The sequence below is a fragment of the Gymnodinialimonas phycosphaerae genome, from assembly GCF_019195455.1.
Lineage (GTDB): Bacteria > Pseudomonadota > Alphaproteobacteria > Rhodobacterales > Rhodobacteraceae > Gymnodinialimonas > Gymnodinialimonas phycosphaerae.
On sequence record NZ_JAIMBW010000001.1, the window covers coordinates 1,287,447 to 1,310,392 of the forward strand.

At 64.1% G+C, this 22,946-nt stretch carries 20 protein-coding genes; 14 read left to right on the forward strand and 6 right to left on the reverse strand.

Translation table 11 applies throughout. The features are described 5' to 3' along the window. Positions 1 to 18: 18 nt before the first annotated feature. A complete protein-coding gene (gene tgt, locus KUL25_RS06330; RefSeq protein WP_257892164.1) occupies positions 19 to 1,152 on the reverse strand; it encodes a tRNA guanosine(34) transglycosylase Tgt in 1,134 nt (377 codons plus the stop codon). 140 nt (positions 1,153 to 1,292) lie between these two features. Between tgt and KUL25_RS06335 the strand changes: the two genes are divergently transcribed. The 3 genes from KUL25_RS06335 (at position 1,293) to KUL25_RS06345 (ending at position 2,999) form a co-directional block, all read left to right on the forward strand. After that, positions 1,293 to 1,496: a hypothetical protein gene (locus KUL25_RS06335; RefSeq protein WP_257892165.1), complete on the forward strand. Its 204-nt coding sequence runs from the start codon at positions 1,293 to 1,295 to the stop codon at positions 1,494 to 1,496. Between the two features lie 21 nt (positions 1,497 to 1,517). After that, on the forward strand, positions 1,518 to 1,910 hold the full coding sequence (locus tag KUL25_RS06340; protein WP_257892166.1) for a hypothetical protein: 393 nt from the start codon (positions 1,518 to 1,520) through the stop codon (positions 1,908 to 1,910). A 276-nt stretch (positions 1,911 to 2,186) separates the two neighbouring features. Then, the gene (locus KUL25_RS06345) at positions 2,187 to 2,999 is read left to right on the forward strand and encodes a LysR family transcriptional regulator (protein WP_257892167.1); all 813 of its coding nucleotides are present in this window, start codon (positions 2,187 to 2,189) and stop codon (positions 2,997 to 2,999) included. On the opposite strand, the gene KUL25_RS06350 is transcribed toward KUL25_RS06345, so the two are convergent. Further along, positions 2,996 to 3,808 carry a class I SAM-dependent methyltransferase gene (locus KUL25_RS06350; RefSeq protein ID WP_257892168.1) on the reverse strand — a complete coding sequence of 271 codons (813 nt, stop codon included), beginning with the start codon at positions 3,806 to 3,808 and terminating at the stop codon, positions 2,996 to 2,998. The two genes, KUL25_RS06345 and KUL25_RS06350, sit on opposite strands and share 4 nt — an antisense overlap. Positions 3,809 to 3,962: 154 nt before the next feature. Here KUL25_RS06350 and KUL25_RS06355 point away from each other — a divergent pair, with 154 nt between their 5' ends. The 4 genes from KUL25_RS06355 to KUL25_RS06370 all read left to right on the forward strand — a co-directional run bounded on the left by KUL25_RS06355 (position 3,963) and on the right by KUL25_RS06370 (position 6,039). Beyond that, positions 3,963 to 4,325 (forward strand): SUF system Fe-S cluster assembly protein, encoded by a 363-nt coding sequence (locus KUL25_RS06355; RefSeq protein WP_257892169.1) that lies wholly within the window; start codon positions 3,963 to 3,965, stop codon positions 4,323 to 4,325. 197 nt (positions 4,326 to 4,522) lie between these two features. After that, positions 4,523 to 5,200 carry a DUF3307 domain-containing protein gene (locus KUL25_RS06360; RefSeq protein WP_257892170.1) on the forward strand — a complete coding sequence of 226 codons (678 nt, stop codon included), beginning with the start codon at positions 4,523 to 4,525 and terminating at the stop codon, positions 5,198 to 5,200. A 132-nt stretch (positions 5,201 to 5,332) separates the two neighbouring features. Continuing rightward, positions 5,333 to 5,713, forward strand: a complete 381-nt coding sequence (locus KUL25_RS06365; RefSeq protein ID WP_068353590.1) for a HesB/IscA family protein — start codon at positions 5,333 to 5,335, stop codon at positions 5,711 to 5,713. Continuing rightward, entirely contained in the window at positions 5,710 to 6,039 is a 330-nt protein-coding gene (locus KUL25_RS06370) for a TfoX/Sxy family protein (RefSeq protein ID WP_257892171.1), read from the forward strand. Before KUL25_RS06365 ends, KUL25_RS06370 begins: the two co-directional genes overlap by 4 nt. A gap of 117 nt (positions 6,040 to 6,156) precedes the next feature. Here the strand turns inward: KUL25_RS06370 and KUL25_RS06375 are convergent, their stop codons facing one another. Further along, positions 6,157 to 7,062 carry an isopenicillin N synthase family dioxygenase gene (locus tag KUL25_RS06375; protein WP_257892172.1) on the reverse strand — a complete coding sequence of 302 codons (906 nt, stop codon included), beginning with the start codon at positions 7,060 to 7,062 and terminating at the stop codon, positions 6,157 to 6,159. A 74-nt stretch (positions 7,063 to 7,136) separates the two neighbouring features. On the opposite strand from KUL25_RS06375, the gene tpiA reads away from it, so the two are divergent. After that, a complete protein-coding gene (tpiA, locus tag KUL25_RS06380) occupies positions 7,137 to 7,883 on the forward strand; it encodes a triose-phosphate isomerase (protein WP_257892173.1) in 747 nt (248 codons plus the stop codon). A 66-nt stretch (positions 7,884 to 7,949) separates the two neighbouring features. Here tpiA and KUL25_RS06385 read toward each other — a convergent pair whose 3' ends face one another. Continuing rightward, positions 7,950 to 9,236 (reverse strand): PPC domain-containing protein, encoded by a 1,287-nt coding sequence (locus KUL25_RS06385; RefSeq protein ID WP_257892174.1) that lies wholly within the window; start codon positions 9,234 to 9,236, stop codon positions 7,950 to 7,952. Positions 9,237 to 9,427: 191 nt separating this feature from the next. Between KUL25_RS06385 and KUL25_RS06390 the strand changes: the two genes are divergently transcribed. The 6 genes from KUL25_RS06390 (at position 9,428) to KUL25_RS06415 (ending at position 18,715) form a co-directional block, all read left to right on the forward strand. Continuing rightward, positions 9,428 to 11,275 carry a sensor histidine kinase gene (locus tag KUL25_RS06390; protein WP_257892175.1) on the forward strand — a complete coding sequence of 616 codons (1,848 nt, stop codon included), beginning with the start codon at positions 9,428 to 9,430 and terminating at the stop codon, positions 11,273 to 11,275. After that, positions 11,272 to 12,624: a sigma-54-dependent transcriptional regulator gene (locus tag KUL25_RS06395; RefSeq protein WP_068353608.1), complete on the forward strand. Its 1,353-nt coding sequence runs from the start codon at positions 11,272 to 11,274 to the stop codon at positions 12,622 to 12,624. Before KUL25_RS06390 ends, KUL25_RS06395 begins: the two co-directional genes overlap by 4 nt. 283 nt (positions 12,625 to 12,907) lie before the next feature. Next, on the forward strand, positions 12,908 to 13,903 hold the full coding sequence (locus KUL25_RS06400; RefSeq protein WP_427854478.1) for a TAXI family TRAP transporter solute-binding subunit: 996 nt from the start codon (positions 12,908 to 12,910) through the stop codon (positions 13,901 to 13,903). Positions 13,904 to 14,189: 286 nt separating this feature from the next. Next, the gene (locus tag KUL25_RS06405; protein ID WP_257892177.1) at positions 14,190 to 16,739 is read left to right on the forward strand and encodes a TRAP transporter permease; all 2,550 of its coding nucleotides are present in this window, start codon (positions 14,190 to 14,192) and stop codon (positions 16,737 to 16,739) included. A 105-nt stretch (positions 16,740 to 16,844) separates the two neighbouring features. Further along, positions 16,845 to 18,011, forward strand: a complete 1,167-nt coding sequence (locus KUL25_RS06410) for a cytochrome P450 (RefSeq protein WP_257892178.1) — start codon at positions 16,845 to 16,847, stop codon at positions 18,009 to 18,011. Continuing rightward, positions 18,011 to 18,715 carry a site-2 protease family protein gene (locus tag KUL25_RS06415; protein WP_257892179.1) on the forward strand — a complete coding sequence of 235 codons (705 nt, stop codon included), beginning with the start codon at positions 18,011 to 18,013 and terminating at the stop codon, positions 18,713 to 18,715. Before KUL25_RS06410 ends, KUL25_RS06415 begins: the two co-directional genes overlap by 1 nt. Positions 18,716 to 18,772: 57 nt before the next feature. Here the strand turns inward: KUL25_RS06415 and uvrA are convergent, their stop codons facing one another. Both uvrA and KUL25_RS06425 read right to left on the reverse strand, forming a co-directional pair. Then, positions 18,773 to 21,646, reverse strand: a complete 2,874-nt coding sequence (gene uvrA, locus KUL25_RS06420; RefSeq protein ID WP_257892180.1) for an excinuclease ABC subunit UvrA — start codon at positions 21,644 to 21,646, stop codon at positions 18,773 to 18,775. 75 nt (positions 21,647 to 21,721) lie between these two features. Beyond that, complete coding sequence (locus KUL25_RS06425) at positions 21,722 to 22,828, reverse strand: MFS transporter (RefSeq protein WP_257892181.1); 1,107 nt, start codon at positions 22,826 to 22,828, stop codon at positions 21,722 to 21,724. Positions 22,829 to 22,946: the final 118 nt, after the last annotated feature.

Below are 22,946 nucleotides of genomic sequence, written 5' to 3' on the forward strand. Positions count from 1 at the left end.
CGCTCGTCCCATCTTACTTCATCCTTTCGGCTCGATATCGCCCTGTGCACGGTCGGCATGGAACCGCGCCTCGAACCCGGCGAAGTCATCGGCCGCGATCGCGTCGCGCATCCCCTGCATCAACTCCTGATAATAATGCAGGTTGTGCCAGGTCAGCAGCATCCCGGAAATCATCTCTTGCGCGCGGAAGACGTGGTGCAGATACGCGCGCGAATAGTTCGTGCACGCCGGGCAGCTGCAATGTTCATCCAAGGGGCGCGGATCATCAGCGTGGCGCGCGTTCTTGATGTTGACCTGTCCGCGCCGCGTCCAGGCCTGCCCGGTCCGACCCGAGCGGGACGGCAGCACGCAGTCCATCATGTCGATGCCCCGCTTCACGGCACCGACGATATCGTCGGGCTTGCCCACGCCCATCAGGTAACGGGGCTTGTCGACGGGCAGTTGATCCGGCGCGAAATCGAGGCAGGCAAACATCGCCTCCTGCCCCTCGCCCACGGCCAAGCCGCCGACGGCATAGCCATCGAACTCGATCTCGCGCAGGGCGCGGGCCGATTCCTCACGCAGGTCCTGTTCCAACCCGCCCTGCTGGATGCCAAACAGCGCATAGCCGGGACGATCACCGAACGCTTCCTTGGACCGCGCAGCCCACCGCATACTCAACCGCATGCTGTCTTCAAGCGCCTTTCGGTCAGCGGGCAGTGCGGGGCATTCGTCGAAACACATCACGATATCACTGCCCAATAGCTTCTGAATTTCCATCGAGCGTTCGGGGCTGAGAAGATGTTTGGACCCATCGATATGGCTGCGGAAGGTGACCCCCTCTTCGGTCAGTTTGCGCAAATCGGCGAGGCTCATCACCTGAAACCCGCCCGAATCCGTCAGGATCGGCTTGTCCCAGTTCATGAAGGTGTGCAGCCCACCTAGGCGCGCGATCCGCTCTGCCGTGGGGCGCAGCATCAGGTGATAGGTGTTGCCAAGCAGGATATCCGCGCCGGTGGCCGCGACGCTTTCGGGCATCATCGCCTTTACCGTCGCCGCCGTGCCCACGGGCATGAAGGCAGGCGTGCGGATGTCGCCGCGCGGGGTTTGGATCACGCCGGTGCGGGCGCGGCCCGAGGTGGCGTTGAGGGTGAAGGAAAAACGCTGTGTCATGATCCGAGGCATGCACCGATGGATCGCATTTGCCAAGGGGGCCCCTGCGCCCAAGATGGGCGTCCCGATCCCCTTTGCCATGGATACACCGTTTGAAACCGCTTCTCTCGCTCCTCCTCGGGCTATTTGCCCTCCTCGCAGTGCCCGCAAGCGAGCTGACGGTTGCTGAGCTTACCGCGATCCACGACCAGCGGGGGGAGCCGTATCGCCCTAGCAGCTTTACCATCGACGACGTCTGGCGCCGTGCGGTCAGCCAAGACCTGCGTGGCCTCGACCCCGCGATCGCTCAAGAGGTCCTCACCGCTGCGGCCAGTCGCTTCGACGGCGCGCAAATCCACGTCTAAAATCAAGACGACACATCCCTTGTGTCCTACATCGCGGCCCTTGAGGTTGCGGGAGAGATCGTTCTGATAACGTGGCATTCCACCTTGTTTTTTGAGCGCCCCGAATTGGTGAGCCGGCGCATCGGCCTGCTTGATGCCGTGGTGCAGGCCTTCGGGCCGCAGCGCTTCGCGCCCGGTTGGGCGGAAGCGACCGTCGGCGCTTCCATCGAGAACATTAACGCGTGGGCCGACGACGCGCCGGGGGCCCGTGCCGGGCGATATCCCGGCTGGACCTATGAGGATCGCGGCGGCATCCAGGGGCTTGGCAATTCCGTCATTCCCGATTGGGCTGAAATCACCGTGACCTCCCTCGAATGCTCGCCACGGTATCCGCGCCAGGGGTGGGCGGTGCAGTTCTGGTGCGTCGGGTCGTGACAGCGGGCTGATCAACCCGCCGCCAGCCGAACAGGGCCAGCAGCCGCACGCGGCGCTTTTTGCGGGCTGTCTGCCTGTCCGCATCAAACATTTTTGCAAATTCCTCGCGCTCTTCGACGATGCCCGTTCGGGGAGCCTCGGGGATGTGGATCTTGCGAATAACTTCGTGCATGGCATATATCCTTATGTGAACAAGGGGAAGCTGCCACAGCTCGGCACCGTATCGCGACAGACAGGATCGCGGGTTGGTTTTCATTTTTGCAAAGGGCAACGCACATGTGGGATGATCTGGCACTGTTCTCGGCCGTGGCGCGCCAGGGCAGCCTGACGGCAGCGGCAGCGCAGACGGGAAGCAGTGCGGCGACGCTGTCACGCCGAATGAAGGCGTTGGAGGCCGCGATGGATCGCCCGCTGTTCCTGCATGGGCGCGACGGGTATGCGCTGACACCCGCAGGCCGCGAGTTGTTGAGCCGAACGGAACGGATGGAGGCCGCCGCCGCCGACATAGAGGTCTGGCGCAGCCAGCGCCCGGGGAAGCGGGCGGTTCGCATTTCGGCCGGGACATGGACGTCAAAGCTGTTGGCGCGTGGGTTTCAAGACATTTGGCAGCCAACCTTTGATTGGGTGCCCGAGTTCCTGTCAGGGGAGTTGTTCCAGGACATCGCGCGGCGGCAGATCGACATCGGCATCCGCAATCGCCGCCCGGATCAGCCCTGGCTGGCGGGGCGGCGCACCGGCACGGTAGAATTCGCCGTCTACGGGCTGGATGCCAGCGTCACAGGTTGGATCGGGGCCAGTGGTGACCGTTCGGGCACGCCCACCGCGCGCTGGCTGGAGGCCAATCACGCCGACCAGATCGCCACCCGCGCCAATGACGCCGTCCTTGCCGTGGCCATGGCCAAGGCGGGCATCGGACGCGTGATCCTGCCGACCTTCATGGCGCCGATGATCGCGCCGCTGATGCAATTGGACGACCCGATCCATGAGTTGACCCATGAACAATGGCTGGTCTGCCACCACGAGGGGCGCCATGATCCGCCGGTGCGCCATGCGCTGACAGCCTTGGCGCAGTTCCTTTCGGCGCGTTAAGCCACAGCGGTGAAGAAATGCACCCGCGCAGGCACTTTCACGGCGCCCGCCTTGGTCTGCATTTGCCGGAAGCGCGAGGCGATGGCGTCTGCGATGGCCTCCAGTTCCTCGGCATCAGGGCCTTCGCCCGCGATGCGGCTGGCCGCGACGCCAAGCTCCATCTGGGTGGCCGCGATCTCTTCCGCTGTGCCGTTGGGGGTGAGGGTCAGGGGCAAGGTTTCGACCTCTGCCTGCCAGCCCGCCGCATCAAGGGCCGTCAGGGCGACTTCGGGCAGCGCAAAGCGGAATGGCCCCGGTGCGTTGGGATCAGCGCGTGGGTCTGCGGGACCCAGCACCTCGGTCACCGCTTGGCCGCTGATGCTGAGCCACGGGTTGGAGGCAGGTGGTGCCCAGGCGACGAAGGTGAACTGCCCGCCCGGCGCCATGGCCTGGCGGATGTTGGCGAAGGCCGCGGCGGTATCAGTGAAGAACATCGTGCCGAATAGCGATATCGCCTGACCGAAGTCCGTCTCGTCCCAATCGGCTGCCTCGGCATCCACGATCATGGCTTGGGCGTTTTGCGGCAACCGCTCGGCCGCGCGGGCCACGAAAGGCGGCGAGATATCGACGCCCAGAACCGCACCGCCCTGCCCCACGGCCTCGGCCGCGCGCAGAGTGCTGAGTCCACTTCCGATGCCGATGTCGAGCACCCGCGCCCCCGGTGCCAGCGCCGCGCGCTCCAGCAAAGCGTCCAGGACAGGACCATGGGCGGCCTCCATCCGGGTCTCGGCGCGCAGCCATGGCGCGGCCATTTCGTCCCAGTTCTTCATGATACCACTCTTGCTATGGCGTGAAGGCTGACAGGTTCGCTCCCGTTCCACAAGTGCGCGACATCACAGACGCGCAGCCCACCTTTACGCCCCGCCCGGCAATCCTTATATCTTCTGTCAGGTACCACGGCAGGCCCAAGGCAGGACACGACCCATGACCGAGCAGACACCCCAGATGGAAGGCGCGCCGTTGATCGCGCCCTCAAGCACCGAGCACCCGCTTTACGACAATGTGGTGGAGGCCTGCCGTTCGGTGTTCGACCCGGAAATCCCGGTGAACATCTACGATCTTGGCCTGATCTACACGATCGACATCGGGGCCGAAAATGAGGTTTCGATCATCATGACGCTGACCGCGCCGGGCTGTCCCGTGGCCGGTGAGATGCCCGGCTGGGTCGCCGACGCGGTCGAGCCGCTGGACGGCGTGAAGCAGGTGGATGTGCAACTGACTTGGGAGCCGCCCTGGGGCATGGACATGATGTCCGACGAGGCGCGGCTTGAACTGGGCTTCATGTAAGCGCCGCTTGCCGCAAATGCCCGCCCAGTAAAGGCAGGCAATCCTTAGGTCGATTTGATCAGCGCCGCGCTTGTCCAAAGCCGATCCGCCTGCCATCGTTTTTCCAAGGGGAATTTAGGAAGGGGACGGCGTGCCTTGCGCCGTCAACGGGGCTGCGCCGCGCGCAGGCCCCCTTGGAAGCAGGACCAACACAACCGATGGCAGCCTATACCTTTGCCGCATTGTTTCTGGCCCATGTGATCGCGGATTACGTGTTGCAGACCACCTGGATGGTCGTGAACAAGAAGCGCCCAATCGCCATGGCCGCCCATATCGGATTGGTGCTTGGGACGATGTGCGCCACGACGCTGACCCTGAACCCGTGGTTCCTGGCCTTGGCGTTGCTGCATCTGTGGATCGATATCATCAAGACCTACGCCATGCCCGAAGGCCTCAGCGCTTATGTGGCCGATCAGGTGCTTCATATCGCCTCGATCACCGGCATTGCGCTTCTGGCGCCACAGATCTGGCCGATGAGCCCGCTGGCCGAGGTCGAGGCCCTGCCGCTTTACTACATGATCGTCGGCGGCGTGCTTTTTGCCGCGCGCGGCGGGCAATATGCGGTGGCGATGTTGATGGGCGCGCGCGGCCCCGGCTCGAGCCACGGGGTGGTTCTGGGATGGGCGGAGCGCGCGGCACTTTGTGTGGTGTTGATCGGCGGCTGGCCCATCTGGGTGGCGGCAGTGATTGCGCTGAAGGGAATCTACATGGGGCTAAGCTTCGTGGGCCGCGACGAGGGTGCGCGCAGACGGTTGTTCTTGGGCTCGGGCATCAGCCTTGCCTGGGGCCTGGCGGTGGCCGTGCCTCTGGCGCTGGTCATGCCAATGATGCATTGACGCCCCGGTGATTTGAGTGCCGTGGTTTGGGGGCCAGTATCTTGAGCTACAGTATCTTGAACGCCGGTATCTTGAGAAAAAGGCCCACTCGGCTTACATTACTTTCAAGCAGTCACAGGAAAGCGAAGCGCCATGTTCGGGATCCCCGGAAAACAAGCCGTCACCATGACGGACAAAGCCGCCAAACAGATCGCCAAACTGATGGCACAGGGCGGCACACAAGGTCTGCGCATCGGCATCAAGAAAGGCGGCTGCGCGGGCATGGAATACACCATGGAATATGTGTCCGAGATCGACCCGCATGACGAAGTGGTGGAGCAGGACGGCGCGCGCGTGATGATCGCGCCGATGGCACAGATGTTCCTGTTCGGCACCGAAATCGACTATGAGGTGTCGCTGCTGGAATCCTCGTTCCAGTTCCGCAATCCCAACGTCACCGACGCCTGCGGCTGCGGCGAGTCGATCAAGTTCAAGGACGCCGATGAACTGACCGCCGAGCAGAACGCGGAGTGAGCGTTTCCGACGAGGAGATCGCCCACGCGCTGGAGCTTTTTGACGGTCTTGGCGGCCTGACGACCCGCAAGATGATGGGCGGCCTTTGCATCTATCACGATGGCACGATTTTCGCGCTCTTGATGTCGGACGGACAATTGTTCCTGAAAGGCCGGGGTGCGTTCTGTGACGTGCTCGACGCGGAAGGCTGCACCCGCTGGACCTACGAGCGGGAGGGAGCGAAGCGCAAGCCCACCGCGATGCCCTACTGGACGATGCCCGAGGCGGCCATGGACGACCCGGACGAGGCCGTGGCTTGGGCCCGGCGCGCGTTGGAACATTTGTGACGGGTTGAATGTGGGGCCAGTCCTTGATTGCGTCCGTCGTTGGGGGCCAGCCCCCAAACTCCCGGCATATTTAGAGAAAAAAGATAATTGCACGTGGTTGCCTGGGATCGGGGCTGATTAGCTCGCGCCTTGCAGATGCGTGTAGGTCTCGGCGTAGCGTTTTGAGAGGTGCTCACCAGCGCTGAGGGGCGGCGCGCCTGCAGGCGCGACATTCGTGTCATAGGCCGGATTGAAGAACAACGGGATCGAGATCCGCTCGACCGTGCCGCCAATCACCCGGTGCGGCGTGGCGCGCACCTGGCCCGCTGTCCACATTTCCAGCATCTCGCCGAAGTTGATGATGAAGGTGCCGGGATCGGCCTGCACCGGCACCCATGTGCCGTCGCGCAACTGCACCTCCAGGCCCGGCTGACCGTCGGTCGCCAGAAGCGTCAGACAGCCGTAATCGGTGTGGGCGGCGATGCCGAAATCCTTGGCACCGGCCCAGGACGGGCGCTCCGGGTAGAAATTGCCGCGCAGAAGCGCCATGGGTTTGGCGAATTTGTCGGCGAAAAACGTCGGATCGGCACCGATGGCAGCCGAAATGCCTTGCAGCAGCTTTAGTGAGACCGCGCGGGCTTGGGTGAAATAACCCTCGATGCAGTGCTGAAAGCCCTCGGGCGCGGCGGGCCATTGGTTGGGCGCATAAACGGGCAAGCGCGCGAAGGGGTCGTCCTTGGGCAGCTCGACGCCGCAATCGAAGACCTCCTTGTAGTCGGGGTTGGCTGCCGGATCGACCTGCTCGGACCCTGCCCCACCCCAGCCCCGGTTGGACCCGGTGACATTCATGTTCACCGCTTCCTTGTTGGCGACGTCCCCTTTGAAGAAGGCGCGGTAGGCGGCGATGGTCTCGGACACGGCTGAAGCCGTCAGCGCGGTGTTGTGGAGGGTCAGGAACCCCACCTCTTCCGCGCCGTATTTCGTGGCGGCAAGCGCCTCGGGCGTACGGGCCGCAAGGGCTTGGGCATCAATATGCGGGATCATCGGTGACCTCCTGTCGGGTTGACCGTCTGCGCCGGGCCTGCCACGACAGGTCCAAACAACACTTGGAGGCGGCGATGGCACGGAAAATAGCGGCAGGCAATTGGAAGATGAACGGGGTGGAAGCCGATCTGGTTCAGGTCGACGCCTTGGCAGAGGCCGTGGCGGCCGCGTCCTGCGATGTATTGCTGTGCCCGCCCGCCACGTTGATCGCGCCGATGGCGGCACGCGCGGGGCTGATGGACCTTTATGTCGGCGGGCAGAGCTGCCACGCGGCGGCCTCGGGTGCCCATACGGGCGATATCTCGGCGGGCATGCTGGCGGATGCGGGCGCGACCCATGTGATCGTCGGCCATTCCGAGCGGCGCGCGGACCATGGTGAGACCAACGAGGATGTCGCCGCCCAAGTCACCGCCGCCATCGACGCGGGCCTGATCGCGATCATCTGCGTCGGAGAAACTGAGGCCGAGCGTGACGCCGAGGTGACGCTGAACGTCGTCGCCAGCCAATTGGCGGGGTCCATCCCCACGGGCGCCCTGCCCGCGCATATCGTCGTGGCCTACGAACCGGTCTGGGCCATCGGCACGGGCCGAACGCCCACGCTGGAACAGATTGCAGAGGTCCATGATCATATCCGGTCTGAACTGGCGGCCCGGCGCGGCGGCGCGGCCAATGACATTCCGCTGCTCTACGGCGGCTCCGTCAAGCCAGGCAACGCGGTCGAGATCTTTGCGGTGTCCAATGTCGATGGGGCGCTGGTCGGCGGCGCGTCCCTGAAGGCCTCGGACTTCGGTGGCATCATCGCGGCATTGTCCGCCGCCTGATCTGCGAAGCCCTGGCCGCCCCCGCGTGTTGGAGGGCGGCCCTTTCATGACTTCACCTCATGGCCCTCAAGGGGCAGGAACGAAGCGTTCCGTCGCGATGCGGATGATACCCTGGTAGTTGTCAGAATACTGACGCACCGCCAAAAGATACCGCCCCGCCTGCACCCGCGCGGTGATCTGGCTGTTGAGCGTGCCGCCGCTATCGTCGTTGAAGGCAATCTCTTGGCCCAGATCGTTGAACAGGATGATCAGTGGATCACTGTCGGTGACTTCCACGGCGTCAATGACGATGGCGCCGTGCTGATCGACCTCGAAGACATACCAAGTCGCCCGCTGGCCCGAGATCTGCGCATCCCGCACAGAGCGACCCGGCAGAAGACCCAGGTCGATGATCGGGTAGGAGCCGTCCATCGGCGGGGCCGCATCGCCGCGATCATAAAGCTCCGCCAGCGCGGCGGCAGCGTCATAGCCCGTTACGGACACGGTCACCGGAAGGTTCGGATTGCCGAGGGCCCGCATGCCGATGCAGTAGTCCCCCGCCGGCAGGGGCGCGGTAAAATTGATCCGACTGTTGAGCGACTGGTAGTCGTCGTTCTCGGCCATCAGCGCGCCTGTGCCATCGAAGAAGTAGATGTAGGGGTCGGCTTGTGGATTCTCTGCCGTGATTGATATCGCTTGCGGGCTGGCCAGCGTGAAGCGGTAGTAGGGCACACCGCTGATCGTGTTGGCAACGCTGACACCGCCGCCCTCTGCCAGTTGCGCATCAAGTGGACCATTGCCAAGGGGCGTGGCTTCGGTCTCGGGGGTGCAGGCATCGATGCCCACGAAATACGAGTCGTCGTCGCCGAAAAAGCCCCCGGCGAGGCCTGCGGTGATCGTCTCATGCTCCAGCCGGCCCACACGCATGTCGGTGACAAGATCGCCACCCGCATAGCCGCGCGCCAGAAGGCAATAATTGCCCGGCTGCAACTGCGTCTCGGCGCGCGAAGCCCAACCGCCCCCGCTGTCATCGTCGGTCAGCACAAGAGTGCCGCCGTCGTCGTACAGCTCGATCACGCTGTCACCGCCGCCCGCAGGTTGCGCCTCGACGCGCACGTCCATGGCGCTTGAAAGGCTGAAGATACCAACCGTATTTCCTTCCAGCGCAATCGGTAGGCCGGTGAGGGTCAGGGGATCGGTCGCGGTGGCGATATCAGACGCCTCGGGCGTGCCGCCCATCCACTGGCCCGCCTCGCCAACACCGCCACAGATCATATCCGGGGTGGGTTGCAACAGACTGGTCTGCGCCTGTCCCATGCCAGCCGTCAAACCGACAATCGCGGTCGTCGCGAGGGCAGAAAGCGTGAATTTCATCAAGATATCCTCCAATCGTGCCGGCGCGTCCTGTCACGCTGCGGCTCCGTGATAAGAATATGCACAGACCGCCGGTGATTTCCAATGGAACGGGTGGAAATCAGCGCGGGGAAAATTTCGCGATTGCGGACGCGGTTAGTGCGATCGCGCCCCTCTGGCCAGTTTGTCAGCGGCCTGCCATAGATATAGACATGAGTGACCGCCCCGCCCTGCCCCTTTCCCGCCCCCGCGCGACGCGCCCGCGCCGCGCGATTTGGGTCGTGGTGATCCTGGCGGTACTGGCGTTGGCGTTGATTCTTGCGTCGCTGCCCCGGATCGAGCGGTTGTACCTGCGCCAGGCGGGCGCGGAAGACGCCGCGACCTTGCGGCTGGCCACGCAGGTCCTGCGCGGCGCGTTGGAACGGACCCAGGCTCTGCCCGCCCTGATCGCCGACCGCGCGATCCTGCAGCAATTGCTGGCCGAACCGGACAACGACGGCATTGTACCTTTCACCAACGAATTGCTGCGTCAATCGGCGCTCTCGCTCGATGTCTCGGACATCTACGTGCTCGACACGGAGGGGCGCACGATTGCCGCGTCGAATTACCGGACCGAGCATTCCTTCGTCGGCGAAAGCTTCGCCTACCGGCCCTATTTCACCGACGCCATGGGGGCCGGTCTGGGGCGGTTCCACGCCCTTGGCACCACCTCGGGCCAGCGTGGCTATTTCTTCGCCTCGCCCGTGATCGACGACACGCGGATCGTGGGGGTCGTGGTGGTCAAGCTGCGGCTGGATGCCTTCGAAGAGACCTGGGCCGCCTCGGACGCCACCATCATGGTGACCGACATCAACAATGTGATTTTTCTTTCGGACAGGACCGATTGGCATTTCCGCACGACAGCGCCCATGGGCCCAAGGGTTCTGGCGAACATCACTGCGACCCGGCAATACCCGGTATCTATGCTGTCACCTCTGGGGCTTGAGGTCGAACGGCTTGATCCGGATCTTGGCTTCGGGTTGGAGTTGGCCCACGTGGGCGATGAAAGCTTCGTAAGCCAAACCGCGCTGATCGCCGCCCCCGGTTGGCGGGTGACGATCCTGACGCCAACCGGGCCCGCGATACAGCGGGCCTGGACGGCGGGCCTTTTGTTGGCCCTGATGGTTGTCATGGTCGGTCTGGTAGCCGCCACCATGCTGGGACGCCGGGCGCGCCTGATCGAACGTCTGGCTGCCGAGCAATCGCTGGCAAGCCTGTTGGAAGCCCGCGTTGCCGAGCGTACAGGCGAGCTAAAGGCAGAGGTCGAAGAACGCCGAGCCACGGAAGCACGCCTGCGCAAGACCCAAGCCGAACTGGTGCAGGCTGGCAAACTGGCGGCGCTGGGGCAGATGTCGGCCGCGCTGAGCCATGAGTTCAACCAGCCCCTGGCCGCCGTGAAATCCTACGCCGAGAATGCACGCACGTTCCTTGATCGGGGGCGCTCGGACGAGGCGCGCAGCAATATCGAGCGGATCAGCGGCCTGGCGGACCGGATGGCCTCGATCTCCAAGCACCTGCGTAATTTCGCCCGGCGCCCCGGCGACAAGACCGGCCCGGTGCCGTTGAAGCCGGTGATTGACGACGCCCTGGAGCTGATGGCCGCGCGCCTGCGCGGGGTGGATGTGGTCTACCCCCCCCCCGAGGCCGAGGTCTGGGCGCGCGGCGGGCGTGTGCGGCTGCAACAGGTGGTGGTGAACCTTCTGGGCAATGCGCTCGACGCCATGGAACGGTTGGAACACCCTCGGATAGAGATCACTTTGAGCGGTGGAGAGACGCCCCAGATCGCGGTGCGCGACATCGGGCCCGGCCTTTCAGAAGAGGCCTTGGCGCAAGCGTTCGATCCCTTCTTCACCACCAAGGAGCCCGGGCAAGGCCTGGGTCTTGGCTTGTCGATTTCTTACAACATCGTCGGTGATTTCGGCGGGCGCTTGTCGGCAGAGAACCATCCCGAAGGCGGCGCGCTGTTCTGCGTCACGTTGGAGGCCGCGGCATCCGGCACCCCGGAGTTGGCCGCAGAATGACCGACGCCGCCGTTCTTTTCGTCGACGATGAGGCCGATCTGCGCATCGCGGGTGCGCAGACGCTGACGCTTGCGGATGTGCCGGTGATTGCCTGCGCCACCGCGGCGGAGGCTCTGGATCACATCTCGCCCGCTTTTCCTGGCATCCTGGTGACCGATATTCGCATGCCGGGGATGGACGGCAAAGCGCTGATGGCCGAGGCCCTGCGGCGCGACCCCGATCTGCCCGTGATCCTTGTGACGGGCCACGGCGACGTGGAGCTGGCAGTGGAAAGCATCCGCAAGGGCGCCTATGACTTCATCGAGAAACCCTACGACCCCGCACGGCTGGTCGAGATCATCCGCCGCGCGCTGGACAAGCGCCACCTGACAATGGAGGTCCGCGCCCTGAAGGCGCAGGCCTCCGCAAAACGCGCAGATCCGATTGCCGCGCAGTTGATCGGGCGCTCGCAGGTCATGGCGCAGTTGCGCGCGCAACTGACCGCCGTGGCCGAGACCGAGACGGATGTGCTGATCGAAGGCGCCACCGGCACCGGAAAAGAGGTCGCGGCGCGCGCGCTGCACGGAGCCTCGGCCCGGGCGGCAAAGCCTTTCGTGGCGGTGAATTGCGCGGCCCTTCCCGACACCCTGATCGAAAGCGAGTTGTTCGGCCACGCCCCCGGCGCTTTCGCAGGCGCGGCCCGTGAGCGGTACGGCAAATTTCGCCATGCCCAGGGGGGAACGCTGTTTCTGGACCAGATCGACAGCATCCCCCTACCTCTACAAGGCAAGCTGCTGACGGCCTTGCAGGACCGTGCGATCACGCCGCTTGGCTCGAACGAAGCGGTGCCACTGGACTTGCGCGTCATTGCCGCGTCCAAACGCGATCTGGCGCAGGCCGCATCCGAGGGCACCTTTCGCGATGACCTGCTTTACCGTCTGAACGTCGTGACGCTCCGCATGCCGCCACTGGCGGAACGGCGCGAAGACATCCCCGGCCTGTTCCAGATCCTGCTGGCGGGCGCCTCGGCGCGCCACAACCGCCCCGTGCCCGCCATTTCCCCCGATGCGCTGGCCGATTTGGCCACCCGCAGCTGGCCCGGCAACATCCGTGAACTGCGCAACGAGGCAGAACGCGCCATTCTGGGCCTTGGCCTCGATGGGGATCCGCCGAATAAGGGTCGTCTTGCCGACCAGATGGCCGCCCACGAACGCAGCCTGATCGCGGCCACACTCAGCGCCCAAGGCGGATCGATCAAGGCCACCTATGAGGCGCTGGGGATCAGTCGTAAGGCGCTTTACGAGAAGATGCAGAAACACGGGCTGGACCGCAGCGACTTTCGCCCGCCCCCGGGCGCCCAAAACCCTTGAAAGGGTTTTGCCCAGAGCCTTGCAAGGCTCTGATAAATGCCTTGCAAGACATTTTGCCCGTGGCTGATGTGTGACTGATGTGTCGATTGCCACCCACCTGCCACCGCACAATGGGTAGTAATCGACACATCCCCCACAGCACCCACTGACCGTTAGCGCAAACATGACGAATGGGCGCTGGACGTACCCGCAAAAGGCTCACACCACATCCCCAAGCGGTCGGGATGGGAGCCCATCACGGGAACCTGACCGCACACAACTTAGGGAGACTACCATGACATTCATGAAGCTTGGCACCAAACTGGGCGCCTTGACGCTCACCACGACCCTCGTGGCGACCTCTGCTTTCGCCGACGGCCACGTCGACCGCACCGGCTGGCCCGAGAACTTCACGCTCGGCACTGCGGGCCAGGGCGGCACCTACTTCGCCTATGGCTCCGGTTGGGCCAACCTGGTGGCGGACGAGCTTGGCATTTCCGGCGCGGGCGAAATCACCGGCGGTCCGATGCAGAACATGGCGCTGGTGCACACCGGTGAGGCACAATTCGGCATGACCACCATGGGTCCGGCGGCGGAGTCGCTGCAAGGCACCAACCCCATCGCCCCCGGCCTGCAAATGACCGGCGCTTGCGCGATGTTCCCGATGTACCAGACGCCCTTCGCGATCACCGTGCTGGCGTCCTCGGGCATCACCTCCATCTCGGACATTCCGGACGGCGCGCGCATCGGCTTTGGCCCCGCAGGCTCCACTTCGGACACGTATTTCCCGCGCATGATGGAAACGCTGGGCGTCGAGTTTGATCGCCGCAACGGCAACTGGACCGACCTTGGTGGTCAGGTGCAGGACGGCCTTCTGGACGTCATCGCCTTCGCAGCCGGTGTTCCGACCCCAGCCGTCAGCCAGTTGGAAGTCCAGACCGACATCAACTTCATCGCCTTCACCGAGGAAGAGCAGGCGACGATCATGGAAACCTTCCCCGTCTCGCCGTTCGTCATTCCGGCTGGCACCTACGAGACGCTGACGGAAGACGCCGACTCCGTGTCGATGTGGAACTTCGCCATCGCCAACTGCGAGTTGCCTGAAAGCTTCGTCTACGAAGTGGTCGACATCATCATGTCCGACAACGAGCGGATGGTGGCGATCCACGGGGCGGCCCGCTCTACGCTGCCCGAGAACTGGGACAAGAACAACGTCCTGATGTGGCACCCCGGTGCTGCGCGCTGGTTCATGGAAAACGCCGGTGCGGACATCCCCGCCGACATGATCCACGGCGGCTAAGCGCTTCTGTTCGGACGGGTTCCATCTTGGGGCCCGTCCGTCCTTGCCGTGAACACATGCAGTGCGGCCTTTCGCTTGTGTTGGACGAGATGTTGGCCCCGTCCTGCCGTGAGCCCTACGGAGGGAACTGAAGCCCCGTCTCTGCCCACAGCTGCCACGGGTCAGCACGGCATCCGCAAGCGACACTCTATACCGAATCCCTCTGCCGCGCTGTGGCGTCGATCCGTTCCGATCCGAACCCGCCGCCCCGCAACACCGCCCAGACACAGACCCCAAGGGACATCCCATGACCGAGCAGACAGCCGCAGCCGACCAAGTAGACGGCCCGATCATCGCCGAAGGCGTGGATGAGGAGCCGGTCGAAAGCAACCGCCGCCTGTTCGAAGGCCGGTCCTTCCTAATCGTGGCCGTCCTGTCGGTCCTTTACGCGGGCTTCCACATGGCGGCGCTGAACGGCTTGTCGATCTCGGCAATGACCGGGATCGAACTGCCCTTCTTGCCGCAATTCCCACTGGAGACATGGAACTTCCGCATCGTCCACATTGCGGGCGCGCTGGCGTTGGGGTTCATGTTGTTCTCGGCCCACACCTTTGGCTCGGACGCCAGCACCGATCGCTCCACCAAGGCTGTATCGCTGATCGCCGCGCTCTTTGCCCTGCCCGCACTTTACGCGGGCATCACGGTGATGGGCTTCATCGGCCAGGTGAATGGCGGAGAGCTGCCGCAGATGGGGGGCCTCACGACATGGGCCTCCTTCCCCGGCACCGACATTTATAACGCCGAAGTCTGGCGCTTCGGCATCCCGCTTTTAGTCGCCACCGGTGGCGCCATCGTGCTTGGCTGGTTCGAGCGTCAGGGCCGTGGGTCTTTCGCCGCCTCCGACATCGTGTTGGCGATCTGCGCCCTTGTCGTGGCGCTTTACTTGATCCCGATCTACTCCACTGCCGCACGCAACTCGGTCGGGACATCCTTTGTGCCGATCGGCGTGGCTTTCGCCGCCACAGCAGGTGCGGCGATGATCCTTGAGCTGACCCGCCGTGTCGCGGGCCTGGCGCTGGTGATCATCACCGGTATCTTCCTCGCCTATACCTTCACCGCACACCTTCTACCGGGCCTTCTGGCGGTGCAGAACCCCTACGACTGGCAACGCTTCTTCGGCTTTGTCTACACCGATGCGGGGATCCTCGGGCCCACGACGGCGGTGTCCTCCACCTACATCATCCTGTTCATCATCTTCGCGGCCTTCCTTCAGGCCTCCAAGGTCGGCGATTACTTCGTCAACTTCGCCTTCGCGGCCGCAGGACGCTCGCGCGGGGGGCCTGCCAAGGTGGCCATCTTCGCCTCCGGCCTGATGGGCATGATCAACGGCACGTCGGCGGGCAACGTCGTGGCCACGGGCTCGCTGACGATCCCGCTGATGAAGAAGGTCGGCTACCACAAGAAAACCGCCGGTGCGGTCGAGGCCGCGGCCTCCACGGGCGGCCAGATCATGCCCCCGATCATGGGGGCTGGCGCCTTCATCATGGCCGAGATCACCGGCATTCCCTACCAGGACATCGCCATTGCCGCGATCATTCCCGCCGTCCTCTACTTTGCGTCGATCTACTTCATGGTGGATTTCGAGGCCGCGAAACTCGGGATGCGCGGCATGCGCGAGGATGAGCTGCCCAAGTTCCGAGAAATGGCCAAGAAGGTCTTCCTGTTCCTGCCCATCGTCATCCTGATCTTCGCGCTATTCATGGGCTATTCCGTGATCCGTGCCGGCACGCTGGCCACCGTGGCTGCCGTCGTCGTGTCCTGGGCCGCGCCCGAGCACTTCATTCCGCGCGGTAGCTGGTCGATCCAGCGCCTTTTCGTGCTGGCCATCACCGCGATGACCATTGCGTTGACCGTCGTCTGGATCGCCTCGCCCACACCCGAACCGGGCGCGGACCAGAGCGCGCTGATGACCTCGCTGGCCACAATCACCGGCCTGATCATCGTGGCGGCCTTCGTCTATATCTCGATCTCCGAGCTGATGAAGCCGGACAGCACCATCGGCCTCGGCCTCAAGGGGCTTCTGCGCGGCCTTGAAATCGCGGGCGTCATGTCGATCCAGATCATCGCCGTCTGCGCCTGTGCGGGCATCATCGTGGGCGTCATCTCGCTCACCGGTGTTGGCGCGCGCTTCTCCGCCGTTCTGCTGGATCTGGCGGGCGTTTCCCAACTTCTGGCGCTGTTCTTCGCCATGTGCATCGCGATCCTTCTGGGGATGGGCATGCCGACCACGGCCGCCTACGCGGTGGCTGCTTCCGTCGTGGCACCGGGTCTTGTATCCCTTGGCATCCCGCAACTGACCGCACATTTCTTCGTCTTCTACTTCGCTGTGGTCTCGGCCATCACGCCGCCCGTGGCGCTGGCCTCTTATGCTGCGGCGGGCATCTCGGGCGCCAACCCGATGGAAACCTCGGTGGCCAGCTTCAAGATCGGCCTTGCCGCCTTCATCGTGCCGTTCATGTTCTTCTACAACGGCAACCTTCTGATGCAGGGCAATGAGGTCATCGAGGTCGCGGGCGAGATAGTCCACCAGGCCCCCGCCTGGTACAACATCGTGCGCGCGAGCGTCACCGCCATCGTGGGCATCTTCCTGCTTTCGTCGGGTATTCAGGGCTGGTTCATGGGCGGACCCTCGGCATGGTTCCTGCGCGCGGGCCTGATCGCCGCGGCCCTCTTGCTGATCGCGGGCGGCGTCATGACGGACCTTGCCGGAGTGGGCCTTGCGGTGGCGATCTACCTTGTGCAGCGGCTTTTCCACCCTGCCGCCAACGCGTCGATCCCGGTGCGCGGCGCGGATTGACACCCGCGCCCAAGCGGAACAGGTTTGCCACGCGCGCGGTCGTCCCCCAAACGGGACGGCCGCGCCTCTTTGTTCCCTGAAAATGCCCGCCGGAGGCACCTATCCTTGGCCCTACCTCTCCTCCACCAACCTCCGACAGATCCCGGTTTCGTCCAAAACCCCTACCCGTTCTACGACCGCGCCCGTTCAGCCGGACCCTTGTTCCACTGGGCCGACTACGCCATGGTCTGCACCTCCACGCATGAGGCCACGAACGCCATTCTGCGCGACCGTCGTTTCGGCCGTGAACCGGTGGATGCGCTGCCGATCCCGGACCACCTGAAGCCCTTCTACGACGTTGAAGCCCACTCCATGCTGGAGTTGGAGCCGCCCCGCCACACCCGGTTGCGCGGCCTCGTTCTGCGGGCCTTCACCAACCGGCGGATCAAGGCGCTGGCGCCCGAAATCACGCAGCTCACCCATGACCTGATCGACCGGTTCCCGGCAGATCACGACCTGCTGGACACTTTCGCGCGCCCCCTGCCCGTCACCATCATCGCCCGCCTTCTTGGCGTGCCCGAGGATATGGCCCCAAGCCTCCTGCGTTGGTCCAATGCCATGGTGATGATGTACCAGGCGGGCCGCACCCGGGCCGACGAAGACGTCGCTGTCCGCGCGACGGAAGAGTTTGTGGCCTTCATGCGCGACTATGTGGAGCGCAAGCGCAGCCTCCCCAAGGACGACCTGATCACCGCGCTGATCGCGGCTGAGGAAGACGGTGAGAAGCTTTCCACCGATGAGTTGATCACCACCTGCATCCTGCTTCTGAATGCAGGTCATGAGGCGACGGTGCATTCCATTGGCAATGGCGCAAAGCTGTGCATGGAACAGGGCCACCGCCCCGAAGGCGACCCGGCAAAATTCATCGAGGAGCTCCTGCGCATCGACCCGCCGCTGCACATGTTCACCCGGACCGCCTATGAAACGGTCGAGGTCCACGGCCACACGTTCCATCGCGGCGATCAGGTGGCGCTTCTGCTCGGCGCCGCCAACCGCGACCCCGAAACCTACGCCGCCCCCGAGACCTTCGATCCAACGCGCGGCGGCCCGGCGCAACTGGCCTTCGGCGCGGGATTGCACTTCTGCGTCGGCGCGCCCCTGGCACGGCTGGAGTTGCAGATCGCCCTGCCGATCCTGTTTGAGCGCTGCCCGAACCTGGCGCTGACTGCATCGCCCCGCTATGGGGACATCTACCATTTCCACGGACTGGACGCCCTGAGGGTCGCCACCTGATGGGCAATTCCATCGTCTTCACCCTGCGCGGGCCCTGGCGCGTTCCGATCCAGTTCGATGCCAGCCTGCTGGTCCTCGCCGTCCTCTTCGCGATGCTCTACATTGATCGGGGCATCGGGACCGCAGCCATCGCCTTCGCGATGATCGTCCTCGCGATCCTGATGCATGAGTTGGGCCATGCGGCGGCCTGTGTCGCCCAGAATGTGCCGGTGCGCCGCGTGGTTCTGTTTGGCGGCGGCGGGTTTTGCGAACATGATGCGCGGGTCACCCCCTATCAGACCGAGTTCATTGCCATCGCAGGCCCGCTGGTGAACCTTGCGCTTTGGGCCGTTGCCTCGTTGATCCTGCCCCTCACCATCACACCGTCCGAGCCGGTCTTGATCAATGGAACATGGCTCACGCCGCCGCAGGGGCAAAGCGAGATCACCCGCCAACTGACCCTTTTCGCGCGCCTCAACCTGTTTCTTACCCTGTTCAACCTCGTCCCGGTCCTGCCGCTTGACGGCGGGCGCCTGCTGCACTCATGGCTGCATCGGTTCTTTCGCGGCATCACGGCGACGAAAATCGCAGGCGGCGTGGGGGTCGTCCTTGCCGTCGCGTGGGTCCCGCTGATGTTCGCCGCCTTCTTCACCTTCGGCGTCGTGCTGTTGTACTTCCCCAACATCATGCTGCATTGGCGCATGTTGCGTAGCGGTCAGGGCTAGCGACACACACGACGCCCGGGGCACGCGCGCCCCGGTGTCATGCGTCAGGCCAATTACCTATTCGGCGGCGTGTTTGCGCGCGTCCAGCATTGGGCCGAGGTAGCGGCCGGTGTGGCTTTCCGCGACGTCTGCCACTTGCTCAGGCGTGCCCGTGGCGACGATCTGCCCGCCGCCGTCACCGCCCTCGGGGCCAATGTCGATGATGTGGTCAGCGGTCTTGATCACGTCGAGATTGTGTTCGATGACGATCACGGAATTGCCCTGCTCAACCAATTCATGCAGCACTTCCAAGAGCTTGCGCACGTCCTCGAAATGCAGACCCGTGGTGGGTTCATCCAGGATATACAGCGTCCGGCCCGTGGATTGCTTGGCCAGTTCCTTGGACAGCTTCACCCGCTGCGCCTCGCCGCCCGAAAGCGTTGTCGCCTGCTGGCCGACCTTGATGTACCCCAGCCCCACACGCATCAGCGCATCCATCTTGGTGCGGATCGAGGGGACCGCCTTGAAGAACTCCTGCGCGTCCTCAACGGTCATGTTCAGCACATCGGCGATGCTTTGGCCCTTGAAGCGGATCTCCAGCGTTTCGCGGTTGTAGCGCTGCCCCCGGCAGGTCTCGCATTCGACGTAGACGTCGGGCAGGAAGTGCATCTCGATCTTGATCAGGCCGTCGCCCTGGCAGGCCTCGCACCGGCCGCCCTTCACGTTGAAGCTGAAGCGCCCCGGCTTGTAGCCGCGCGCCTTGGACTCGGGCAGACCCGCGAACCAATCGCGGATCGGGGTGAAGGCGCCGGTGTACGTCGCCGGGTTGGAGCGCGGCGTGCGCCCAATGGCCCGCTGGTCGATGTCGATGACCTTGTCCAGATGCTCCAGCCCCTTGATCGTCTCACACGGTGCAGGCGTTTGCCGCGCCCCGTTGAGCTTCCTGGAGGCGGTCTTGAACAACGTCTCGATCGTCAGCGTCGACTTGCCGCCGCCCGACACGCCGGTGACGCAGACGAACTGCCCCAGCGGATAGTCCACCGTGACGTTTTGCAGGTTGTTGCCCGTGGCCTTGACCACTGTCAGCTTCTTCTTGTTGCCCTTGCGCCGCTTGGCGGGCACAGCGATTTCGCGGCGGCCGGCAAGGTAATCCCCGGTGATGGACTTGGGGTTGGCGATCAGGTCGGCGGGTGTACCTTCGCCCACCACTTCGCCCCCGTGCACACCGGCGCCGGGGCCGATGTCGAAGACGTAATCGGCCTCGCGGATGGCTTCCTCGTCGTGTTCGACCACAATCACCGTGTTGCCCTGGTCACGCAGGTTCTTGAGCGTTGTCAGAAGGCGGTCGTTGTCTCGCTGATGCAGGCCGATGGAGGGTTCGTCCAACACGTAAAGCACGCCCGTCAGACCGCTGCCGATCTGGCTGGCCAGCCGAATGCGCTGCGCCTCACCGCCCGAAAGCGTGCCCGCGTTGCGGCTAAGCGTAAGATACTGAAGACCCACGTTATTCAGGAACCCAAGACGTTCGCGGATTTCCTTGAGGATCGCGCGGGCGACCTCGTTCTTCTGTTTGCTAAGGGCGTCGGGGACAGTGTCGATCCAAGCCAACGCCTCGGCGATGGACATCTGCACGACCTGGCCCACATGCTTGAGGTCATCGGAGGGGCCGATCTTGACGGCCAACGCCTCCGGCCGCAGGCGATAGCCGCCGCAATCGCCGCAGGGACGGTTGTTCTGGAATCGCTCGAATTCCTCGCGGATCCACGCGCTATCCGTCTCGCGGTAGCGGCGTTCCATGTTGGGGATGACACCCTCGAACGTACGCTCCACCTGATACACACGCCCGCCTTCGTCGTAGCGAAACTTGATCTCTTCTTCGCCAGAGCCGCGCAGGAACACCTGTTGAATCTCCGCTGACAGGTCCTTCCACTTGGTCTTCGCGTTGAAACCGTAATGCTTTGCAATCGCCTCGATCGTCTGGACGAAATACGGCGATTTTCCCTTACGCCACGGGGCAATAGCACCATCCTCAAGGCTCAGCGCCTTGTCGGGGACCATCAGCCCCTCGTCGAAGAACAGCTCCATCCCCAACCCGTCGCACGACGGGCAGGCCCCGAAGGGCGCGTTGAAAGAGAACAGGCGCGGCTCGATCTCGGGGATGGTGAAGCCGCTGACGGGACAGGCGAATTTCTCGGAGAAGGTGAATCGCTCCGGCTCCTCCTCTTCTTTTACCGCCGTCTCAAGGATCGCGATGCCGTCGGCCAGATCCAGCGCGGTGCGGAAACTGTCGGCCAGCCGCGTCTCGGCGCCTTCGCGCACGACGATACGGTCGACGACAACGTCGATGTCATGGCGGAATTTCTTGTCCAGCGTGGGCGGCTCGTCCAACTCGTAGAATTCGCCGTCCACCTTCACGCGCTGGAAGCCCTGCTTGCGCAGTTCCAGGAATTCCTTGCGATATTCGCCTTTGCGATCCCGAATGATCGGGGCGAGAAGGTAGGCGCGCGTCCCCTCCTCCATCGCCATGACACGGTCGACCATATCCTGGACCTGCTGCGCCTCGATCGGCTGGCCCGTCGCGGGGCTGTAGGGCGTGCCCGCGCGGGCGAACAGAAGGCGCAGGTAGTCGTAGATTTCCGTGACGGTGCCGACGGTCGAGCGGGGGTTCTTGGAGGTCGTCTTCTGCTCGATCGAGATCGCGGGGCTGAGGCCGCTGATGTGATCGACGTCCGGTTTCTCCATCATATCAAGGAATTGCCGGGCGTAAGCGGAAAGGCTTTCAACGTAGCGCCGCTGGCCTTCGGCATAGATCGTGTCAAAGGCAAGGCTGGACTTGCCCGAGCCCGACAGCCCGGTGATCACCACCAGCTTGTCGCGCGGAATATCGACGTCGATATTCTTGAGGTTGTGCTCGCGCGCGCCGCGCACCTCGATGCTTTTCATCTCTGGCATGCCTGCCCCCAAGTTAACCGTTCCGACACACATAGGCGGTAGCGTCTGAGTCTCCAACTGAAAAAGAGGAACGTTTCAGGAACGCGCAGCGCGATACGCCAGTCCGGTGACGCCTGCTGCCATGATGCAGATGACAATAGCCGTGGGAAGGTAAGCGCCTGCCCCCATGGCCGCGAGCACCGGCGTGCCGGTGAAGGTGCCGATGTTGCCCAATTGCGCCAGCGCACCATTGGACAGTGCGCGGTCGTCGTCGGCCTCGTTCAGCCATGGCACGGCAGCAAAACCCGCCCCCGCCGCGATGCCGCTGAGGCCCATGGTCAGGATCAGGACGTAGGGCGCGGCTGGCCCGGCAACCATGGTCACCGCAAAAAGTGCGGCCATGGCGGCGAAGGTCACCCACACCAGCGTGCCCGGTGCGATCCAACGCGCAAGGACGCCCGCCAGGAACGATCCCGCGATGCCCGCCAGCGGCAGGATCGGCGCCAACCACAGCGCGTCCAACGCCGCAGGCAGGAAGGTGATCAGGGCCAGGAACAACATCGCATAGAGGCCGTGGCCCAGGCCCGGCGCGAACAGGCGCGGGGTCGTGTAAATCATCACGTGATCGGACAGACGTGGGAGGGGGCGGCGCACCACCACGACGCCTTGGGGCAGCATCACCCAAAGGACCGCCAGCATGCCTGCCGCGAACACGGCGTGCCCGCCGTAGGCGGCGCGCAGGTTGTCGCCCATCACCAAGGCCGCCACGGCAAAACCAACGCCAAAGAAGGTCGCCCAAAGGCCCATGACCATGGCGCGATCCTTGGGGCCGGCAAGGCGGGCCATCAACGTGGGCACCGCCACGACTAGAACCAAATGCCCTGCCCCTTCCACCACGCGCAGGGCCATAAACACCTGAAAAGGCGGCAAAAACGCCTCTGCCGCGCCGACAAGGGCCGAGGCCCCCAAAGCCCAAAGGATGGCGCGGCGCGGCCCGATGCTGGCCGTGATCCCCCCCGCCATGACCCCGAACGCGATCCCCATGACCGCCACGCCCGAGACGGCGAAGGCCACGGGCCACCCCGGATAGACCGTCGCCAAGCCCGTCAAGGTCAAGGATATCTTGCTGAACTGCATTCCCGCGATCAGCCCCGTGAGGTAGAGCGCCGCGATCAGCGGCCAGGGGGTGCGGGGGGTATGCATGGCGCCTGCTTCCCCTGTTTCACTGGCCCCGTCAAGCGGGCGGCGTGACGGAAGGAAACGAAGGAAGGAACCTGGGGGAAACCAGCGGAAAACCTACCCTTTGCGGATCACGCAGAAC

Excerpts from the sequence above, each read along its gene's own strand:
- tgt (WP_257892164.1), bottom strand. The coding sequence starts at position 1,152 with ATGACACAGCGTTTTTCCTTCACCCTCAACGCCACCTCGGGCCGCGCC.
- KUL25_RS06345 (WP_257892167.1), top strand. The coding sequence starts at position 2,187 with ATGTGGGATGATCTGGCACTGTTCTCGGCCGTGGCGCGCCAGGGCAGC.
- KUL25_RS06350 (WP_257892168.1), bottom strand. The coding sequence starts at position 3,808 with ATGAAGAACTGGGACGAAATGGCCGCGCCATGGCTGCGCGCCGAGACC.
- KUL25_RS06355 (WP_257892169.1), top strand. The coding sequence starts at position 3,963 with ATGACCGAGCAGACACCCCAGATGGAAGGCGCGCCGTTGATCGCGCCC.
- KUL25_RS06360 (WP_257892170.1), top strand. The coding sequence starts at position 4,523 with ATGGCAGCCTATACCTTTGCCGCATTGTTTCTGGCCCATGTGATCGCG.
- KUL25_RS06365 (WP_068353590.1), top strand. The coding sequence starts at position 5,333 with ATGTTCGGGATCCCCGGAAAACAAGCCGTCACCATGACGGACAAAGCC.
- KUL25_RS06375 (WP_257892172.1), bottom strand. The coding sequence starts at position 7,062 with ATGATCCCGCATATTGATGCCCAAGCCCTTGCGGCCCGTACGCCCGAG.
- tpiA (WP_257892173.1), top strand. The coding sequence starts at position 7,137 with ATGGCACGGAAAATAGCGGCAGGCAATTGGAAGATGAACGGGGTGGAA.
- KUL25_RS06385 (WP_257892174.1), bottom strand. The coding sequence starts at position 9,236 with ATGAAATTCACGCTTTCTGCCCTCGCGACGACCGCGATTGTCGGTTTG.
- KUL25_RS06390 (WP_257892175.1), top strand. The coding sequence starts at position 9,428 with ATGAGTGACCGCCCCGCCCTGCCCCTTTCCCGCCCCCGCGCGACGCGC.
- KUL25_RS06395 (WP_068353608.1), top strand. The coding sequence starts at position 11,272 with ATGACCGACGCCGCCGTTCTTTTCGTCGACGATGAGGCCGATCTGCGC.
- KUL25_RS06400 (WP_427854478.1), top strand. The coding sequence starts at position 12,908 with ATGAAGCTTGGCACCAAACTGGGCGCCTTGACGCTCACCACGACCCTC.
- KUL25_RS06405 (WP_257892177.1), top strand. The coding sequence starts at position 14,190 with ATGACCGAGCAGACAGCCGCAGCCGACCAAGTAGACGGCCCGATCATC.
- KUL25_RS06415 (WP_257892179.1), top strand. The coding sequence starts at position 18,011 with ATGGGCAATTCCATCGTCTTCACCCTGCGCGGGCCCTGGCGCGTTCCG.
- uvrA (WP_257892180.1), bottom strand. The coding sequence starts at position 21,646 with ATGCCAGAGATGAAAAGCATCGAGGTGCGCGGCGCGCGCGAGCACAAC.
- KUL25_RS06425 (WP_257892181.1), bottom strand. The coding sequence starts at position 22,828 with ATGCATACCCCCCGCACCCCCTGGCCGCTGATCGCGGCGCTCTACCTC.